The following is a 17,776-nucleotide window of genomic DNA, read 5'->3' as shown; positions in this document are numbered from 1 at the left end:
GGACAGACCGAAGTCACATCCTTTCATTTTCTTTCTTTAATTGATGGGCGAGATAGACAATCAGCAGAAACAAAATAATACTGGACATGATGGAACCCTCAATACCAAAAGATCCACCAGATAGCCAGTCTTGATTGCCTTGTGGAGTAAATTTCATGATTGAGGTTCCTGAAGACTGACCACTAACTAATACTCCAAAGAGGTTGCCCTGTGCGAAATTCCAAGCTCCATGAATACCACCTATACCCCATATAGTATCTGTTTTAAGAAGATAAAGGGACATGGCAACCCCAAATAAAAAGAGATCAATTGCAGATAAGAAAGTTATGCCTGAATTTCCTAAATGAAGTAAGGTAAAGAGACTACTAGATATGATAATAGCAACTTTAAGATTGGTTCTCTTAGCCAATTGTGGAATCAACCAAGCACGAGTAACCAATTCTTCTGCCGTTCCTTGTAAAATCCAAAAAGGTATTGTAAATAAAGTAAAAGCTAGCGAATAAGTATCCAAGTGAATAGAGTCAAAATGATACTGTCCCAACATTACTAGTCCAGCTAAAGCAAGTATAAAGAGGGATAGTCCAATACCGTATCCTTTAAATAAGGCACTTAAAAAATTTTCTTTATAGAATCCCAAGGTTCGAATAGGTCTTTTCTCTACTTTTCTAGTCCATCTAAACACAGTTAAGATGATAAAACCAAAGGACAGTAATTCAAATATTAAATGAATATCACTTGTTTTATCAGAGATACTTTGAAATATAGATTGAAGGAGATCTGCAATTCTTTGACCACCTACACCAAGACTGCTAAATAGCCCGATCAATGCTAAAAAACTAAGACCAAAAAATAGAGAAGATATGAATTCAGATACATAGACGAAAAATAGAGCTAACAAGGGGCTTGTGTAAATGTTTAAACTCATTTTAGAAGTTTCAAAGTCTTTTAAGATTCTTTTATCTTTCATAACTTTATCCTCTTTTACTATATGATATACCTTTATTATAGCACTTCTGTTGTGTGATTCAAGACAAAACCAGAATTATACATGTTATATCTTCTGACATAAAACCCCTAGATTTGCCTTTTTTTACTTTTTCTGATATAATGGGAAAATATTCGGAAAAGGAGACTAAAAATGAAGAAAAAATTTCTAGCATTTTTGCTAATTTTATTCCCAATTTTCTCATTAGGTATTGCCAAAGCTGAGACGATTAAGATTGTGTCTGATACCGCCTATGCACCTTTTGAGTTTAAAGATTCAGATCAAACTTATAAAGGAATTGATGTTGACATTATCAACAAAGTCGCTGAGATTAAAGGATGGAACATTCAGATGTCTTATCCCGGATTTGACGCAGCGGTCAATGCGGTTCAAGCTGGTCAAGCTGACGCTATCATGGCAGGAATGACAAAAACTAAAGAACGTGAAAAAGTCTTCACCATGTCTGATACTTACTATGATACAAAAGTTGTCATTGCGACTACAAAGGCACACAAGATTAGCAAGTACGACCAATTAACTGGCAAAACCGTTGGTGTTAAAAACGGAACTGCTGCTCAACGTTTTCTTGAAACAATCAAAGATAAATACGGCTTTACTATTAAAACATTTGACACTAGTGATTTGATGAACAACAGCTTGAGTGCTGGTGCCATCGATGCCATGATGGATGACAAACCTGTTATCGAATATGCCATTAACCAAGGTCAAGACCTTCATATTGAAATGGATGGGGAAGCTGTAGGGAGTTTTGCTTTCGGTGTGAAAAAAGGAAGCAAATACGAGCACCTAGTTACTGAATTTAACCAAGCCTTGGCTGAAATGAAAAAAGATGGTAGTCTTGATAAAATCATCAAGAAATGGACTGCTTCATCATCTTCAGCAGTGCCAACCACAACTACTCTAGCAGGCTTAAAAGCTATTCCTGTTAAAGCTAAATATATCATTGCCAGCGATTCTTCTTTTGCACCTTTTGTTTTCCAAAACTCAAGTAACCAATTTACTGGTATTGATATGGAATTGATTAAGGCAATCGCTAAAGACCAAGGTTTTGAAATTGAAATCACCAACCCTGGTTTCGATGCTGCTATCAGTGCTGTCCAAGCTGGTCAAGCAGATGGTATCATTGCTGGTATGTCTGTCACAGATGCTCGTAAGGCAACTTTTGACTTCTCAGAATCATACTACACTGCCAATACTATCCTTGGTGTCAAAGAATCAAGTACCATTGCTTCTTATGAAGATTTGAAAGGGAAGACAGTCGGTGTTAAAAACGGAACTGCTTCTCAAACCTTCCTAACAGAAAATCAAAGCAAATACGGTTATCAAATTAAAACCTTCGCTGATGGTTCTTCAATGTATGACAGTTTAAACACTGGTGCCATTGATGCTGTTATGGATGATGAACCTGTTCTCAAATATTCTATCAGCCAAGGACAAAAATTGAAAACACCAATCGCTGGAACTCCAATCGGAGAAACAGCCTTTGCCGTTAAAAAAGGCACAAATCCAGAATTGATTGAAATGTTCAACAATGGACTTGCAAACCTTAAAGCAAACGGTGAATTCCAAAAGATTCTTGACAAATACCTAGCTAGCGAATCTTCAACTACTTCAACAAGCACTGTTGATGAAACCACAATCTGGGGCTTGCTTCAAAACAACTACAAACAACTCCTTAGCGGGCTTGGTATCACTCTTGCTCTAGCTCTTATCTCATTTGCTATTGCTATTGTTATCGGGATTATCTTTGGTATGTTTAGTGTCAGCCCGTATAAATCTCTTCGTGTGATTTCTGAGATTTTCGTTGACGTTATTCGAGGTATTCCATTGATGATTCTTGCAGCCTTCATCTTCTGGGGAATTCCAAACTTCATCGAGTCGATCACAGGTCAACAAAGTCCAATTAACGACTTTGTAGCTGGTACTATTGCCCTATCTCTCAATGCAGCCGCTTATATCGCTGAAATCGTTCGTGGTGGTATTCAAGCCGTTCCAGTTGGACAAATGGAAGCCAGCCGAAGCTTGGGTATCTCTTATGGAAAAACCATGCGTAAGATTATCTTGCCACAAGCAACTAAATTGATGTTGCCAAACTTTGTTAACCAATTCGTTATCGCTCTTAAAGATACAACCATCGTATCTGCTATCGGTTTGGTTGAACTCTTCCAAACTGGTAAGATTATCATCGCCCGTAACTACCAAAGTTTCAAGATGTATGCAATCCTTGCTATCTTCTATCTTGTAATTATCACACTTTTGACTAGACTAGCGAAACGCTTAGAAAAGAGGATTCGTTAATGGCAAAATTAAAAATTGATGTAAATGATTTACACAAGCACTATGGAAAAAATGAAGTTTTAAAAGGAATTACGACTAAGTTCTATGAAGGAGATGTTGTTTGTATCATCGGTCCTTCGGGTTCTGGTAAGTCAACTTTCCTCCGTAGCCTTAATCTTCTTGAAGAAGTTACGAGCGGTCACATCACTGTGAACGGCTATGACTTAACTGAAAAAACAACCAATGTTGACCACGTCCGTGAAAATATCGGAATGGTGTTCCAACACTTCAACCTCTTCCCACATATGTCTGTATTGGACAACATTACTTTTGCTCCTACTGAGCACAAGTTAATGACTAAGGAAGAAGCTGAGAAATTGGGAATGGAGTTGCTTGAAAAGGTTGGACTAGCAGATAAAGCTAATGCCAACCCAGATAGCCTATCAGGTGGTCAAAAACAACGTGTAGCCATCGCTCGTGGACTAGCAATGAACCCAGACATCATGCTCTTTGATGAACCAACTTCTGCCCTTGATCCTGAAATGGTTGGAGACGTACTAAACGTTATGAAGGAATTAGCTGAGCAAGGTATGACCATGATTATCGTAACCCATGAGATGGGATTTGCCCGTCAGGTTGCCAACCGCGTTATCTTTACTGCAGACGGTGAATTCCTAGAAGACGGAACACCAGATCAAATCTTTGACACCCCTCAACACCCTCGTCTGAAAGAGTTCTTGGACAAGGTCTTAAACGTCTAAACGCAAACTGTAAGGATTTCCTTGCAGTTTTTTTCTATCTCGTATTGGATTTTTTGATTTTTCGGAAAATTATGTTAGAATTAAGTTTATGAAATGAGGTTTCCTCATACCTAGCAAGACTAGGAATAAAAATAGAAATTAGGTAGCTAGATGTCATCTAAGGTTATTGTTACAATTTTCGGTGCGAGTGGAGACCTGGCTAAACGCAAGCTCTACCCTTCCCTTTTTAGACTATATAAATCCGGCAATCTTTCCGAGCACTTTGCTGTCATTGGAACTGCCCGTCGTCCTTGGAGCAAGGAATATTTTGAATCTGTTGTAGTCGAATCCATCCTTGATTTGGCAGATAGTACCGAACAGGCTCAGGAGTTCGCTAGTCACTTCTACTATCAAAGTCATGATGTCAACGATACAGAACACTACATTGCTCTACGTCAATTGCAGGCTGAACTAAATGATAAGTACCAAGCTGAACACAACAAGCTCTTCTTCTTGTCTATGGCACCTCAGTTCTTTGGAACTATCGCAAAACACCTCAAGTCTGAAAACATTGTGGATGGTAAAGGTTTTGAGCGCTTAATCGTTGAAAAACCATTTGGTACAGATTACGCAACTGCAAGCAAGTTGAATGACGAACTCCTAGCAACATTTGACGAAGAACAAATTTTCCGTATTGACCATTATCTTGGTAAGGAAATGATTCAAAGTATCTTTGCAGTTCGCTTTGCAAACCTGATTTTTGAAAATGTTTGGAACAAGGACTTTATCGATAATGTTCAAATTACCTTTGCGGAGCGCTTAGGCGTAGAAGAACGTGGTGGCTATTATGATGAATCTGGTGCCCTCCGTGACATGGTACAAAACCACACTCTACAACTCCTTTCGCTCCTCGCCATGGACAAACCAGCAAGCTTCACAAAAGATGAGATCCGTGCTGAAAAGATTAAGGTCTTTAAAAACCTCTATCATCCAACTGATGAAGAACTTAAAGAACACTTTATCCGTGGTCAATACCGTTCTGGTAAGATTGATGGCATGAAATACATCTCTTACCGTAGCGAGCCAAATGTAAATCCAGAATCAACAACTGAAACCTTTGCATCTGGTGCCTTCTTTGTAAATAGCGATCGCTTCCGTGGTGTTCCTTTCTTCTTCCGTACTGGTAAACGTCTGACTGAAAAAGGAACTCATGTCAACATCGTCTTTAAACAAATGGATTCTATCTTTGGAGAACCTCTTGCTCCAAACATTTTGACCATCTATATCCAACCAACAGAAGGCTTCTCTCTTAGTCTAAATGGTAAGCAGGTAGGAGAAGAATTCAACTTGGCTCCTAACTCACTTGATTACCGTACAGATGCGACCGCAACTGGTGCCTCTCCAGAACCATACGAGAAATTGATTTATGATGTCCTAAATAATAACTCAACTAACTTTAGCCACTGGGATGAAGTTGGTGCGTCATGGAAATTGATTGATCGTATCGAAGAGCTCTGGGCTGAAAATGGTGCCCCACTTCATGACTATAAAGCTGGAAGCATGGGACCTCAAGCTAGCTTTGACTTACTTGAAAAATTCGGTGCCAAATGGACTTGGCAGCCAGATATCGCCTATCGTCAAGATGGTCGTTTAGAATAAAAAAATTTCCTGCAAGTTTGTACCTTGCAGGATTTTTGCTTCTGATTAGATTAAACCTTCCAAGAGACCCTTCATAAAGTTTTCTGAGTTAAACTCTCCAATATCATCGATTTTTTCACCAAAACCAATCAATTTTACAGGAATATTGAGTTCTTCACGGATGGCTAGAACAACACCACCTCGAGCAGTTCCATCAATCTTAGTCAAGACAATTCCTGTCAAAGGGGTAATTTTTGAAAATTCTTTGGCCTGTACCAAGGCATTTTGACCTGTTGATGCATCAAGTGCCAAGAAGGTTTCATGCGGAGCTTCGGGCACAACACGTTTGATAATACGACCAATCTTTTCTAGCTCAGCCATGAGGTTGTCCTTGTTTTGCAGACGACCAGCGGTATCAATCATGAGAATATCAATACCTTCAGCCACGGCACGTTCCATGCCATCAAAGACTACACTGGCTGGATCAGCTTTTTCAGGTCCAGTCACAACAGGAACGTCCACACGACGGCCCCATTCGGCAAGCTGGGCTACTGCCCCTGCACGGAAGGTATCTGCTGCAACCAACATGACCTTCTTACCAGCTTGTTTGTAGCGGTGGGCTAGTTTCCCGATAGAAGTTGTTTTCCCAACACCATTCACACCGACGAAGAGCATGACTGTCAATCCATCTTGGAAGTAGATTCTTTCATCGTAGTTGCCATCCTTTTCATAAAGCTCAACCAATTTTTCAATGATGACACGGCGCAGTGCATCAGGTTTCTTGGCGTTTTCAAGCTTGGCTTCGTAGCGTAACTCCTCTGTTAAGTTAGAAGCAACCTGGACACCAACGTCACTCATGATGAGCAGTTCTTCCAGTTCCTCGAAAAATTCTTCGTCAACAGAGCGGAAGTTGGCAAGGAAGGCATTCAAACGAGCACCGAAGCCTGTACGAGTCTTCTTGAGACTGCGGTCATATTTTTCCTGAACAGTTTCTTCTGCTTGAGGCGTTTGTGCTTCAAGCACTTCAGAATTATTTTCTTCTACAGTCTCTAGAAACTCAGTATTCCCTTCTTCTGAGTGTGGAAATTCTGCGACTTCTTTTTGAGAAACTTCTACAACTGGCTCTAAATCCAGACTTTCTTCAACTGTGTCTTGGATTTCCTCTTCTTGGAACACAGCTTGTTCAACAATTTCCACCTCTGCTTCTTCCTGAGAAACTTCCTCAGCTTCTGTTAAGACAGGCTCAACATCTTCAGACAAATCAAGATTTTCCAGAGCTTCTTTTACAACTTCTTCGATTTTAGGTTCTTCTTTTTTTCCGAATAGACGGTCAAATAATCCCATATCTTAGTTCTCCTTTAGCACATATTCTTCGATAGCCCAGGCGACAGCTTCCTCATCGTTGGTCATCGGCGTTACTACATTTGCGGCTGCCTTTACTTCAGGAACAGCGTTTTGCATGGCAACACCGAGTCCCGCCCACTCAATCATAGAGAGGTCATTGGCCTCGTCACCACAGGCCATGACTTGGCTTTGGTCAATTCCAAGATGGCTGATTAGTTTTGCCAAACCTGTTGCTTTATGAACATTCTTTGGTGACCACTCTAGCAACATTTCACGTGATTTAAAGATTTCATATTGGTCAAACAATTCTGGAGAAATCTTCTGAATAGCTGCATCCAAGGGTTCTTGAGCAAAGGCAGTCACACACTTATTGTAAGTCATCTGACTAGACAAGTCTTCAAAGTCCACTGGAATAAAGGTCAATGCTGGATTGAATTTGGCATAAAGACTTTCTTGGTCCGATTGGATTTGATAAACAGTTCCTTCTGAGATAGCATCAAGAGGCAGTGATAATTTCTCTGTCTCCTCATACAAGCGTGCCACATCATCATATGAAAAGACTGTTTTATCAAGGATTTCACCTGTATTCTTCTGAACCAAACCACCATTAAAAGTAATCGTATACTCATCTTCCTGACCGTCAGTCCCTAGCTCATGGAGAAAGAAATCCATAGCTTTTAAGGGACGACCAGTTGTTAATACGACCTTGATACCACGATCACGCGCAGCTTTTAAGGTTGCCTTGGTGCGATCCGTCAACCTTTTATCAGTAGTCAGCAAGGTCCCATCCAAGTCCAATGCAATCAATTTTATATCTGCCATTATAAGCCCTCCATATAAGCTATAACCGACTGGTCCTTATGGTGACCAATCACAGTCTCTGCTAATTCTAAAATCTCTGGTCGTGCATTTTCAGGAGCAACAGGATGTCCCACAACCTGCAACATATGCAAGTCATTTAGATTGTCTCCAAAAGCCATAACCTGATCCATTGTGATACCAAGTTTTTTAGCTAATTCAACAATAGCCACACCCTTATCAACATAGTCCAGAACAATATCAATGGATTCAAAGCCAGTTGTCATGGCCTTAACACCAGGAACATGTTCGTTTACCCAAGCTTCCCCAGCTTCAAGAGTTTCTTCTGTGAAGTTGGTTGTAAATTTGAAAATGTCATCTGTGATATCTTCCAAACTCGCTACTTTTTGGATATTTTCATTATAGTGCTGACTCACTTTCAAATAGGTCTCATCAACCGTATCTAGCACATAAGAACCCTTCTTGCCCGTCAAGAGCAGTTTATTGATATCTACATAAGGTGACGTTTTCAGCTTTTCAAAAGTTGCCAGATAAAAGTCACGAGACATAGTCGCTTCATACAAGTCCTGACCTTGATACTCTACCAAACTACCATTTTCCGCGATAAAAATAATATCATCACGAACATCAGCAAATAATTTTTCCAGAGATAGAAATCCGCGCCCTGAAGCCACCGCAAAGTAGATCCCTTTTTCCTTGTAGGAAACCAAGAGAGACTTGAGGCGGTCCATATCAAAGCGTCCATTCCCATCTAGGAAGGTTCCGTCCATATCCGTTGCTACTAGTTTAATTGTCATCCTTCAATACTTTCTAAATCTTTTAACTTAACTGAAACAATTTTTGAAACACCTGATTCTTGCATGGTCACTCCATAGATAGAATCAGCCGCTGCCATGGTTCCCTTACGGTGGGTTACGACGATAAACTGGCTGTCCTTGTCAAATCGATTGAGGTAATCCCCAAAACGTTTTACATTGGCTTCATCCAGCGCAGCTTCCACCTCATCCAAGATGACAAATGGGATAGTCTTAACTCGAATGATAGAGAAAAGCAAAGCTAGAGCCGATAAGGCTTTTTCACCACCACTCATGAGGTTAAGAGACTGGATTTTCTTACCTGGAGGTTGAACAGAAATCTCAACTCCAGATGTTAAAAGGTCGCCCTCAGTCAATATCAAGTCTGCCTGACCTCCGCCAAACATCTGTTTGAAGGTCACTTTAAAGGACTCACGAATAGCTTCAAAGGTTGATTTAAAGCGTTCCTTGACCTCATCATTCATCACAGTAATAGTCTCAAGAAGCAGGTTTTTCGCCGACAAAATGTCATCACGCTGGCTATTTAGGAAATCAAGACGGTTGTGAACTTCTTCGTACTGGTCAATAGCTTCTATATTGACAGGACCCAGTGAGCGAATAGCCTTCTCTAAATCCTGCACCTCTTGCTCTGCCAGATTGAGATTTTCCAATTCATGTGCCTTTTCTAGTGCTTCAGTATAGCTAATCTGATACTGGTCTGTTAATTGGCTTTGTAAATGGCGTAAGCGCTCGCTGACCTTTTCTTTCTTAGCTTCAGCACGTGTTTGCTTGCGAATCCACTCTTCATTCTGTTGGCGAGCCTGGTCCAAATGACTAGCAATATCATCCAGTTGCCCTTCAATATCATCCAACTCAAACTGCTTGCGAATCAAACCTTGTTGGAGATTTGTTTTCTGAATTTTAGCTTCTTCGGCCTGCTGACTGAGCAATTCTGTATCAACCTTCTCAAGATTGTCAACCTTTTCTTGAAGAAGGCGCTGGATTTCCTCTTGCTCGATATCTAAATTGTCCAATTCCTTGCCTAAACGTTCAATATCTGCAACTTCGTAACGTTTTTGTCCTTGCAGTTCTGTCTTAAGCAGGCGAGCTTGCGCTAGCTCTTCCTGCAAGTTTTGATAGCGTTCTTGAATGGCATTTTTGTTAGACTTAATCTCTTCAATCTCAGCTTCCATATTTTGCTTGTCACTTGCGATTGTAGCAAGGCGCTCTTGACATTTTTCCTTATCCGCTTGCCAATCTCCGTCAGAAAGACGATCTAATTCCTCTTCTTGAAGTTTCCAAAGAGTTTCTAACTCTTCAACTTGCTGACTGGTTTGCTGATAAGAGAGGGATAAGCCCTGCTCCTGAATACGAGCCTGCTCTCCTAGAGATTTGATTGCTTCTAATCTTTCTGTCAATCTAGTCATCTCATCTTGCAAGGTCTTCAAAGTCGCCTCTTCTGAACGCAAGCTTGCTTCTTCTTCAGCAATTTCTTTTTGTAATTGCTCCAGTTCTGGCTTGATAAAAATACTGTTGTTCTGGCGATTAGCTCCACCTGCATAGGAACCACCTGTGCGCAACTCTGTGCCGTCCACAGTCACCATACGAACCTGATAACGAACCTGGCGAGCTGCTACACGCGCGTGTTCCACGGTATCAAAAATCGCTGTCGTGGCTAGCAAGTTCTTGAAAATGGCTTCTAGTCTCTTATCAAACGACACTAACTCATCTGCCATGCCAAGGAAGCCTGGACTTGCTGCGATAGCATCTTGATTCTGACTAGAAATCGTACGAGCCTTAATAGTGGTCAAAGGAAGGAAGGTCGCGCGACCAGCTCTATTACGTTTTAGGAAATCAATGGCCTTGGTCGCCGCGTTTTCATCTTCTACGATGATATGCTGACTGCTGGCTCCAAGCGCAATCTCTAGGGCAGTTTGATAATGCACATCAAAGGTCAGGTGCTCACTAACAGCACCAATAATCCCACCAAGGCTGGCTTTTTCTTGGAGAACACTCTTAACACCTGCATAAAAGTTACTATGATTTCTCAGGATATTTTCCAAACTCTGAGCTCTCGCCTGCTTGTTTTTGAGATTATCCAGACGGTCAAAGAGTTGACTTTGTTGAACTTGATAGGAAGCTTTCTGCTCCTCTTGCTCCTTGGCACAGACCTGGTAATCTGCCAATAATTTCTGAACTTGCTCCTTGGTTGTTTCAAGCTCAGCATTTTGCTGCCTAGCCTTCTCTCTAGCTGTAGCCAGTTGTTCTTTCAGCTTTTCTAGTTGATCTGCTTGCTTTTGAGAAAGCTGACGGCTATTTTCCAACTCATTCTCGATGCGGGTCAGTTGATTTGAGACATCCGCTTCTTCTTGTAGAAGGGCCACAAAGCGTTCACGCAAAAGCTCAATCATCTGATCAGGATCATCTGAAAAAGCTAGCAATTCAGCTTCTAAACGATTAAGTTTTTGATTATTTTGGACTAGATTTTCTTCTAAGAGAGCTAAAGAACTTTCTTTATCAGATTTTTCTTTGCTGAGTGAACTTTGCTTCTCCTCCAAAGCAGCCAAACGGGCTTGTGCTTCCTGTTGATTCAGGGCTACTTGCTCAGATTCCAGTTTCGATAAGGCTAATTTTCTCTCTAAATCACTAATCAGACTGGTCAAATCCATCAAACTGCCTTGGTCTTTGGCCATTTCAGCCTGTAAATCTTGGCGTTGCTTTTTAAGAGTTTGATTTTCTTCTTCTAATTTTTCTCTCTTTTGGTAATAGCTCGTCAAGAGTTCCTGAACCTGAGCCAACTCTTCTTCTGTCAACTCTAATTCAGCCTTATTTTCCTTGATTTGAGCAACCAGCACGTCTAAATAAATAGCCTTGCGTTGACCTTCCAAGTCTAAAAACTTACGGGCATTCTCAGCTTGCTTCTCAAGAGGCTTGATTTGATTATCCAACTCGTAAATAATATCCTCTAAGCGGTCTAGATTATCCTGAGTTTGCTGCAGTTTGCTCTCAGTTTCTTTTCTGCGAGTCTTGTATTTTAAAACTCCAGCAGCTTCTTCAAAAATAGCTCGGCGTTCCTCAGGCTTGGAGTTGAAAATCTCCTCAACCTTCCCTTGGGAAATAATGGAGAAGGAGTCTCGTCCCAAACCTGTATCCAAAAAGAGGTCATGAATATCACGCAGACGGACTTTCTTGCCGTCAATCTTGTATTCGCTATCTCCGCTACGGTAGATATGGCGTTCTACCCTGATTTCTTGACCTGCATCCTTGATAAATCCGTCATGATTATCCAGAGTCACAACTACAGAAGCATAATTGAGCGGTTTGCGACTTTCTGTTCCAGCAAAGATGACATCCGGCATCTTGCCCCCACGGAGGCTCTTAACACTTGACTCCCCCAAGGCCCAACGCAGACTTTCTGTAATATTGGACTTTCCAGATCCATTGGGTCCAACGACTGCCGTCACACCTTGGTCAAAAACGACCTTGGTCTTGTCAGCAAAAGACTTAAATCCCTGAATTTCGATTTCCTTTAAATACATGAATCCAGCCCTTTCTCAACTGCATTTTTGGCAGCTTCCTGCTCTGCTAGTTTCTTAGAACGACCTTGACCTTGACCAATGCTCTTACCTTCGACAAGAACTTCTACATCAAAGACCTTATCGTGTGCAGGACCCGTTTCAGAAATCACCTGATAACGAATAGCCACATCGCCATTGACCTGAAGTAACTCTTGGAGATGGGTTTTGTAGTCTGTAATCATCTCAAATTCGCCTGCTTCAACCTTAGGAATCATGACTTGATAGATAAATTCCTTGACCTTGGCCACATCCTTGTCCAAAAGGAGAGCACCAAGAAAGGCTTCGAAGGCATCACCAAGAATGGTGTCACGATTGCGACCACCAGATTTTTCTTCTCCTTTACCAAGTTTTATAAATTGGTCAAACTGGCAATCACGCGCAAAACCAGCCAAACTCTCCTCTCGAACAATCATGGCACGGAGTTTAGACAAATCACCCTCAGGCTTTTTAGGATATTTTTTATACAGATATTCTGAAATCAATAACTGTAGAACAGCGTCTCCTAAAAATTCCAAGCGCTCATTGTGTGAAATTTTTAAGAGGCGGTGCTCATTGGCATAACTCGTATGAGTAAAGGCAGTCTCCAGTAAGTTTTTGTCTACAAATTCGATTGCAAAATGGTTCTTTAGTACAGTTTGTAATTCTTTCATACCAACCTCTTTCTAACTGATAACAGTCCTTTTTATTATATCAAAAAAAGCCTCCTGAGTCACTCTAAAACGGGAGAAAACAAGTGACCCAAGGGAACTTATCGACTACTATTAAAATGGGAAAATATTAGAATAAGGGGTGCAAGTTATTTACTTTAAGTTACCAGCCAAGTGGAATCGTTTCAAACTGACAACCCAATCGGCGTAATTCATTTTGACGGGCCTCATAGTAGGGGAGGGAAATGCCTATGATAGTCACATGAGGCAGGTCTTGTAAGTGGAGACTGACTGATGAAGTAAAATGGTAGACCTGAACAAACTCGTATTCTTGAAAAAGATGGGCTAGGACATCTTCAAAGATTAAATCTGTAGCCAAGTAAGTTACATCTGGAATATGGAAGGTTTCCTTGGGATGGGGGAGATAGAGGTCAATTGCCAAAGCCTTAGCATAGGTACTGATAAAACGGATGGAGATTTGGTCATCCTCCTCAGAGAACTTTTGTCCCAGCAGGACCTTGACCGTCTTACCATTTGAGACGGGTGCTTGTGGCAGGTCAAAAAAATGCTCCAGATAAACAAGCTTTTCTCTAGCTACGATATGGTAGTCACTGCGATAGAGGGTATAGTGCTTTTCCGTCCGCTCAATCAAGTCATCTCTGGTCAAGCCCAAAGAGCCTACCTGACTAGGATGGAGAGGGCAAGCATACATGCCCAAGGGGTAAATATCCGCATAGCCATCATCAAAACTCATGAGATGCTGGTAGGAGGAACTAGCAACCAAGTCCAGAATCAAGCTATTGTCAAAACTAGCATAAAAGATAGTGTCATAGTCTCCCGCCAGTTCCTGACAAATCTGAGTCAAGTCCTCTACGTTCTGAGGATAGTAAACATGGTCAAAATCCTTAGCATAATGCTCCTGACGGGCATTTTTGACAGAACTGACATAAAGACTGACAAAGTCCTGATCAGGATAAAATCCCTTGATATGATGGGCAATTTTAGCCTGTAAGGGCGTTGTAGCAATGATGAGGTGTTTCATCTCTTTGATTCTCCTAGGTGGTGATGTTGTAGCAAGGTCTCAACGACTTCAAAATCCAAGGCATCGTCGATATCATAAGAATAGAGTTTAGGCATTTCATAGGCTACTGTCTTATCTGTGTAAAAGGTCTCATCTCGTAGGTAACGATCCTTGCGAGAAATCCAGATACTACCGTTGGGATAGTAATAGACAGGCTCTTTCTGCCGAGCATAGTGCTTGGACACCTGAGGCGGACGGATAAAAGGTGACTCCTCTAACTGCAAGAAAAGACTACGACTCTTGTCCGCCTTAACACAGGAAATCAAATGGTCGGCGCCAGACTGACAGTAGAGGTGATAGGACTCGACGAGGTGCTCCACCTCTCTCAAGGGTGAGGTCACCTGTAGATTCACAAAGATCTGCTCTTCCTCAAAGGGCTGTAAAAAGTCTCGCAAGCTTTCTAAGCTAGAGGTTGTTGCCAAAGCCAATTCTTTTGGTCTGTGGACACAACGAATCTCTGGATAGGCTTGACGACAAAGTTCCAGATAGGCTAGTGAGTCTGAAGAAACCCAGATATCACTAAATAGCTTGGAGGCTAGAGCGACTTCTATGGTGTAGAAAACCAAAGGTTTTCCTACAAGTGGTTTGATATTTTTATCCACTAAGCCGCGTGAACCCGAACGGATCAAAATGACGGCTATGGGTTTAGATTGTGCTTTCATATAGTCTTCCTAGAATTGAGATAAACAGGGCAGATAGGGTAGTGATGATGCTATTTAACCAAGGATTGGGGTTGGCAAATAAACCACTGTAATAATAGAGAAACAAGGCTCCTAAACTAAAGAACAGATAGATTTTGGCTAGTTGTAAACTCGGTCTTTTGAGGAGTAAAACCAAGAGATACAAACCACCTATCACGCCTAGTGTCAGCCCCATAAAGCCGTTAATCCATTCGTAGATGGAGTAGATTTCTGCATTCATGAGTAAGAGGCAGAGGAACCAAGACAAACCTGCTAAGGCAAAGGATAGGATACTTGGCGACCAGCGAATCTTTGACCAAGCAAAATCCAACTTCAAGCAGGTCACAATTGCATTCATACTGGATGAAACTGTGGATTGGCCTGCTGTCAAGAGAGCTAGCATGATGAAACTGCCAAACCAAGGTGATAGACATTCCTGAACATAGGCAATGAGAACAGGATTGGGCGATGTGGTGGCAAAATTTTCCTGACGAATCAAGCGACCAATCAGATACAGTAAACTGGCAATCCCAAAGGACAAGAGTCCCTGTAGCCATAAGATTTTTCCAATCTTTTGGCGCCCCATTTTGCTATTAAAACGTTGGACAATATCCTGTGAGGAAACGTAGGAAAACAAGCTACTAAAACCTGCTCCTACAACTAAGATCAAGACCGTCTTCCCATCCAGCGTCTCTGCAAAGTGAAATATCTGTTGACTGCTATTCATGACTAAACCAGATTGGGCAATTCTTGGTAGAAAGAGAGCTAATATAGCCAGCAGGACCAAGCCCTGAAAGAAGTCCGTCCACAGCACAACCAAGAGACCACCCCTTGCCAGATAATAGACCGTCAAAAGAAGGAGTAGACCTGACAAGACCAGCTGATTGAGAGGGATAAAGGGCGCTAAGGCCTGAGACAACAAGTAGGTCACCACTGCTATTCGCCCCAACTGATAGAGGATGAAGAGTCCTGAAGCCAGTGAACGAATGCTAGGAGATTGAAACTTGTCCTCTAAAAGATGATAAGCTGTCTCGTAGTTTCCCTTTTGATAGAGGGGCAGAAAATAGCGATGAGCTAGTGGAATGGCTAGAAAAATCCCGCACTGGGCAAACCAGAGATAGAATCTACCTGTATAGGCATTCCCCACCAGAGTCAGAAAGGAAATGGGGCTGAGCAAGGTGGCAAAGACTGAGAAGCCCAAAACTGTCACTGGAACAGCTTTCTTAACCTGATAATAGTCCCCCTCACTCCCTTTTTGCCGATAGGCAATCCAGGAAATCAAGCAGAAATAGAGCAATAGGATAGCTAGAATTCCCAACATCCTAGAAATTCCTATCTAGTAATTTTCGGTATATTTGAGCTACTGTCTCTAGTGAATAGTGAGATGCTAGGGCGATATTTTCTGCATTTGATTTACAAAAATCCACTTGTTCCATTTCTTCTATCTTTTCTATTAACTCTTCCTTTGTTCTAAATAAGGTGATTGCACTGGATTGTTCTGCATAGAAACGATGAGCAATGTCCACATCTGATAACAAAGCTAGCAAGCCATGACTCAAAGCTTCTACACAGGCATTTGCAAACAATTCAGTGTAACTGGCTGATAGATAGCATTGATGTAGATTATAAGGAACATTATCTACCACTCCTCTTAGATGAATTGTGGGAGGGATATCATACTGATTACGAAGTTCTTGTATTCTTGTTTCCGATCCACCATAAAATGTAATCTCAACATTTGAACCCTTTTTATACAACTCAATAAATGCTTCAATAACTAGTCCAACATTTTTTATTTCCCCCATATGCCCCACCAAGCAATAGTCTCGTATTGGGCCTATATGTCTTAATTCTCCTAACTTTTCTGAAAACATAGGAGCTAAGAATGTGGAATGATAGCCCTTTGTTTGTAATGATTCTGTTAATTTCTCACTAGCCACAAGATACTTATTTTTTTTCCTTAAATTAGCATGTGACATATTCATTAAAACATTTGAATGAATCACTTCATAGTAATTCTTACCCGTGTTTTCCATATATCTCCATAGACTAGGCTTTGGTATACTTTGTTGATCGCGAATAATTAAGTCTGTATCCTGAGCTATATCAACCAAAAATTTGACAAGTAAATCTTCTTCAGAGTAAATAACTCCATCTTTTCGAAAAATATATTCAGGATAAAATAAAGAAACAGGAGAAGGTTCTTTGAATGGATTGATAAAACGCCCTTCAAGTGCTAGATTTCCATCTTTATGAAACCAGCGTAATTCTTTTGCCTTAAAATCTTCAAAAAGGAAAGGGCCACTTGTATAATAGTAACGACCCGAGCCATCTCCTAACGTAAGAGAAGAGACAAAACCATCTGCAGTGAGTTCAACCGTATCACTATCTGATAAATTGAGAGTTTCAAGCTTAACCGATAAGGAATCATGTCCTATATCAGAAAAACTATGAGGAACACAGATTAGTTCTTTTTCTAAAAATCCTAGCTTTTTTAAAACCACCTTCCAGTCAGGTCTAACTTGTGGGTTTGTCAGAATATGGAGATAATCTACTCCCAGATATCTTGCTATACGCGCTCGATAAAACTGGGTACTTTCAAAACCATATCGCTGTATTTTTGTAAAAGAATGCAGTGTAATAATTCTTGACATATTTCCCTCTCTTATTTTCAGTATAAAAATTGAAAAATCTCCTCTCACAAAAAGGAGAAAAGATTTTCCATCTCATATCGTGGAAGCTAGAATGACACTAAAATAGTTTTTATCAATCAATAATTCAAAAACACCTCTGAAAACGACCTGTTCATCAAAATACATAGCCGGAAAAGATTGGTAAATCAATGTTTTCAATTTTAACATTGCGTTTTTTGAAGTGCTCAGAATCATCAATTTTAATTTAATAATTAAGACATTTGATTGAAGTCACTATTTAGTTATTATAAGTTCAGCTAATAACTAATCAAAAGATTGAGTTATTCTGATTCTTCTTTTTTCTTAAATAACCCTAATGCCAATCCTGTTACCATAGCTAGTAATCCCATAGTTGATACGTTCGTATTTTTTTCTGTACCAGTATTCGGTAGTTTTTCTTCTGATTTCTTTGATTCCGGCTGGATACTATTTGATTTTTCTGGATTAGGCTCTGGATTAGGTTCTGGCTTAGGCTCTGG

14 protein-coding genes are annotated in these 17,776 nt (G+C 40.7%); 3 read left to right on the top strand and 11 right to left on the bottom strand.

What is annotated here, in order from left to right; all coding sequences use genetic code 11:
• Positions 1-13: 13 nt before the first annotated feature.
• A complete protein-coding gene (locus HT728_RS10260; protein ID WP_164226214.1) occupies positions 14-967 on the bottom strand; it encodes a type II CAAX endopeptidase family protein in 954 nt (317 codons plus the stop codon).
• Positions 968-1,138: 171 nt separating this feature from the next.
• On the opposite strand from HT728_RS10260, the gene HT728_RS10255 reads away from it, so the two are divergent.
• The 3 genes from HT728_RS10255 to zwf all read left to right on the top strand — a co-directional run bounded on the left by HT728_RS10255 (position 1,139) and on the right by zwf (position 5,682).
• On the top strand, positions 1,139-3,304 hold the full coding sequence (locus tag HT728_RS10255; protein WP_173235097.1) for an ABC transporter substrate-binding protein/permease: 2,166 nt from the start codon (positions 1,139-1,141) through the stop codon (positions 3,302-3,304).
• Entirely contained in the window at positions 3,304-4,044 is a 741-nt protein-coding gene (locus HT728_RS10250; protein WP_173235095.1) for an amino acid ABC transporter ATP-binding protein, read from the top strand. Before HT728_RS10255 ends, HT728_RS10250 begins: the two co-directional genes overlap by 1 nt.
• A gap of 150 nt (positions 4,045-4,194) precedes the next feature.
• A complete protein-coding gene (gene zwf, locus HT728_RS10245) occupies positions 4,195-5,682 on the top strand; it encodes a glucose-6-phosphate dehydrogenase (protein WP_173235093.1) in 1,488 nt (495 codons plus the stop codon).
• A gap of 45 nt (positions 5,683-5,727) precedes the next feature.
• Here the strand turns inward: zwf and ftsY are convergent, their stop codons facing one another.
• The 10 genes from ftsY to HT728_RS10195 all read right to left on the bottom strand — a co-directional run.
• On the bottom strand, positions 5,728-7,005 hold the full coding sequence (ftsY, locus tag HT728_RS10240) for a signal recognition particle-docking protein FtsY (protein WP_173235091.1): 1,278 nt from the start codon (positions 7,003-7,005) through the stop codon (positions 5,728-5,730).
• A 3-nt stretch (positions 7,006-7,008) separates the two neighbouring features.
• Positions 7,009-7,827, bottom strand: coding sequence for a Cof-type HAD-IIB family hydrolase (locus HT728_RS10235; protein WP_119946646.1), 819 nt, complete (start codon positions 7,825-7,827; stop codon positions 7,009-7,011).
• Complete coding sequence (locus HT728_RS10230; RefSeq protein ID WP_173235090.1) at positions 7,827-8,621, bottom strand: HAD family hydrolase; 795 nt, start codon at positions 8,619-8,621, stop codon at positions 7,827-7,829. Before HT728_RS10230 ends, HT728_RS10235 begins: the two co-directional genes overlap by 1 nt.
• The gene (gene smc / locus HT728_RS10225; protein ID WP_173235088.1) at positions 8,618-12,157 is read right to left on the bottom strand and encodes a chromosome segregation protein SMC; all 3,540 of its coding nucleotides are present in this window, start codon (positions 12,155-12,157) and stop codon (positions 8,618-8,620) included. The genes HT728_RS10230 and smc overlap by 4 nt, the downstream gene beginning before the upstream one ends.
• Entirely contained in the window at positions 12,148-12,846 is a 699-nt protein-coding gene (rnc, locus tag HT728_RS10220; protein WP_125452135.1) for a ribonuclease III, read from the bottom strand. The genes smc and rnc overlap by 10 nt, the downstream gene beginning before the upstream one ends.
• Positions 12,847-13,006: 160 nt before the next feature.
• Positions 13,007-13,885: a glycosyltransferase family 52 gene (locus HT728_RS10215; RefSeq protein WP_112443762.1), complete on the bottom strand. Its 879-nt coding sequence runs from the start codon at positions 13,883-13,885 to the stop codon at positions 13,007-13,009.
• On the bottom strand, positions 13,882-14,586 hold the full coding sequence (locus HT728_RS10210; protein ID WP_173235086.1) for an acylneuraminate cytidylyltransferase family protein: 705 nt from the start codon (positions 14,584-14,586) through the stop codon (positions 13,882-13,884). The genes HT728_RS10215 and HT728_RS10210 overlap by 4 nt, the downstream gene beginning before the upstream one ends.
• The gene (locus HT728_RS10205; protein WP_173235084.1) at positions 14,570-15,925 is read right to left on the bottom strand and encodes a sodium:solute symporter; all 1,356 of its coding nucleotides are present in this window, start codon (positions 15,923-15,925) and stop codon (positions 14,570-14,572) included. Before HT728_RS10205 ends, HT728_RS10210 begins: the two co-directional genes overlap by 17 nt.
• A gap of 1 nt (position 15,926) precedes the next feature.
• Complete coding sequence (locus HT728_RS10200) at positions 15,927-17,258, bottom strand: glycosyltransferase (RefSeq protein ID WP_173235082.1); 1,332 nt, start codon at positions 17,256-17,258, stop codon at positions 15,927-15,929.
• A gap of 320 nt (positions 17,259-17,578) precedes the next feature.
• On the bottom strand, positions 17,579-17,776 hold a 198-nt coding region (locus tag HT728_RS10195; protein WP_173235079.1), incomplete at its 5' end, for an LPXTG cell wall anchor domain-containing protein.

The organism is Streptococcus sp. 544 (assembly GCF_013277385.1).
GTDB classification, from domain to species: Bacteria; Bacillota; Bacilli; order Lactobacillales; family Streptococcaceae; genus Streptococcus; species Streptococcus mitis_BA.
Note: the sequence above shows the minus strand (reverse complement) of the source record. Positions and strands in the feature narration are given on the sequence as shown.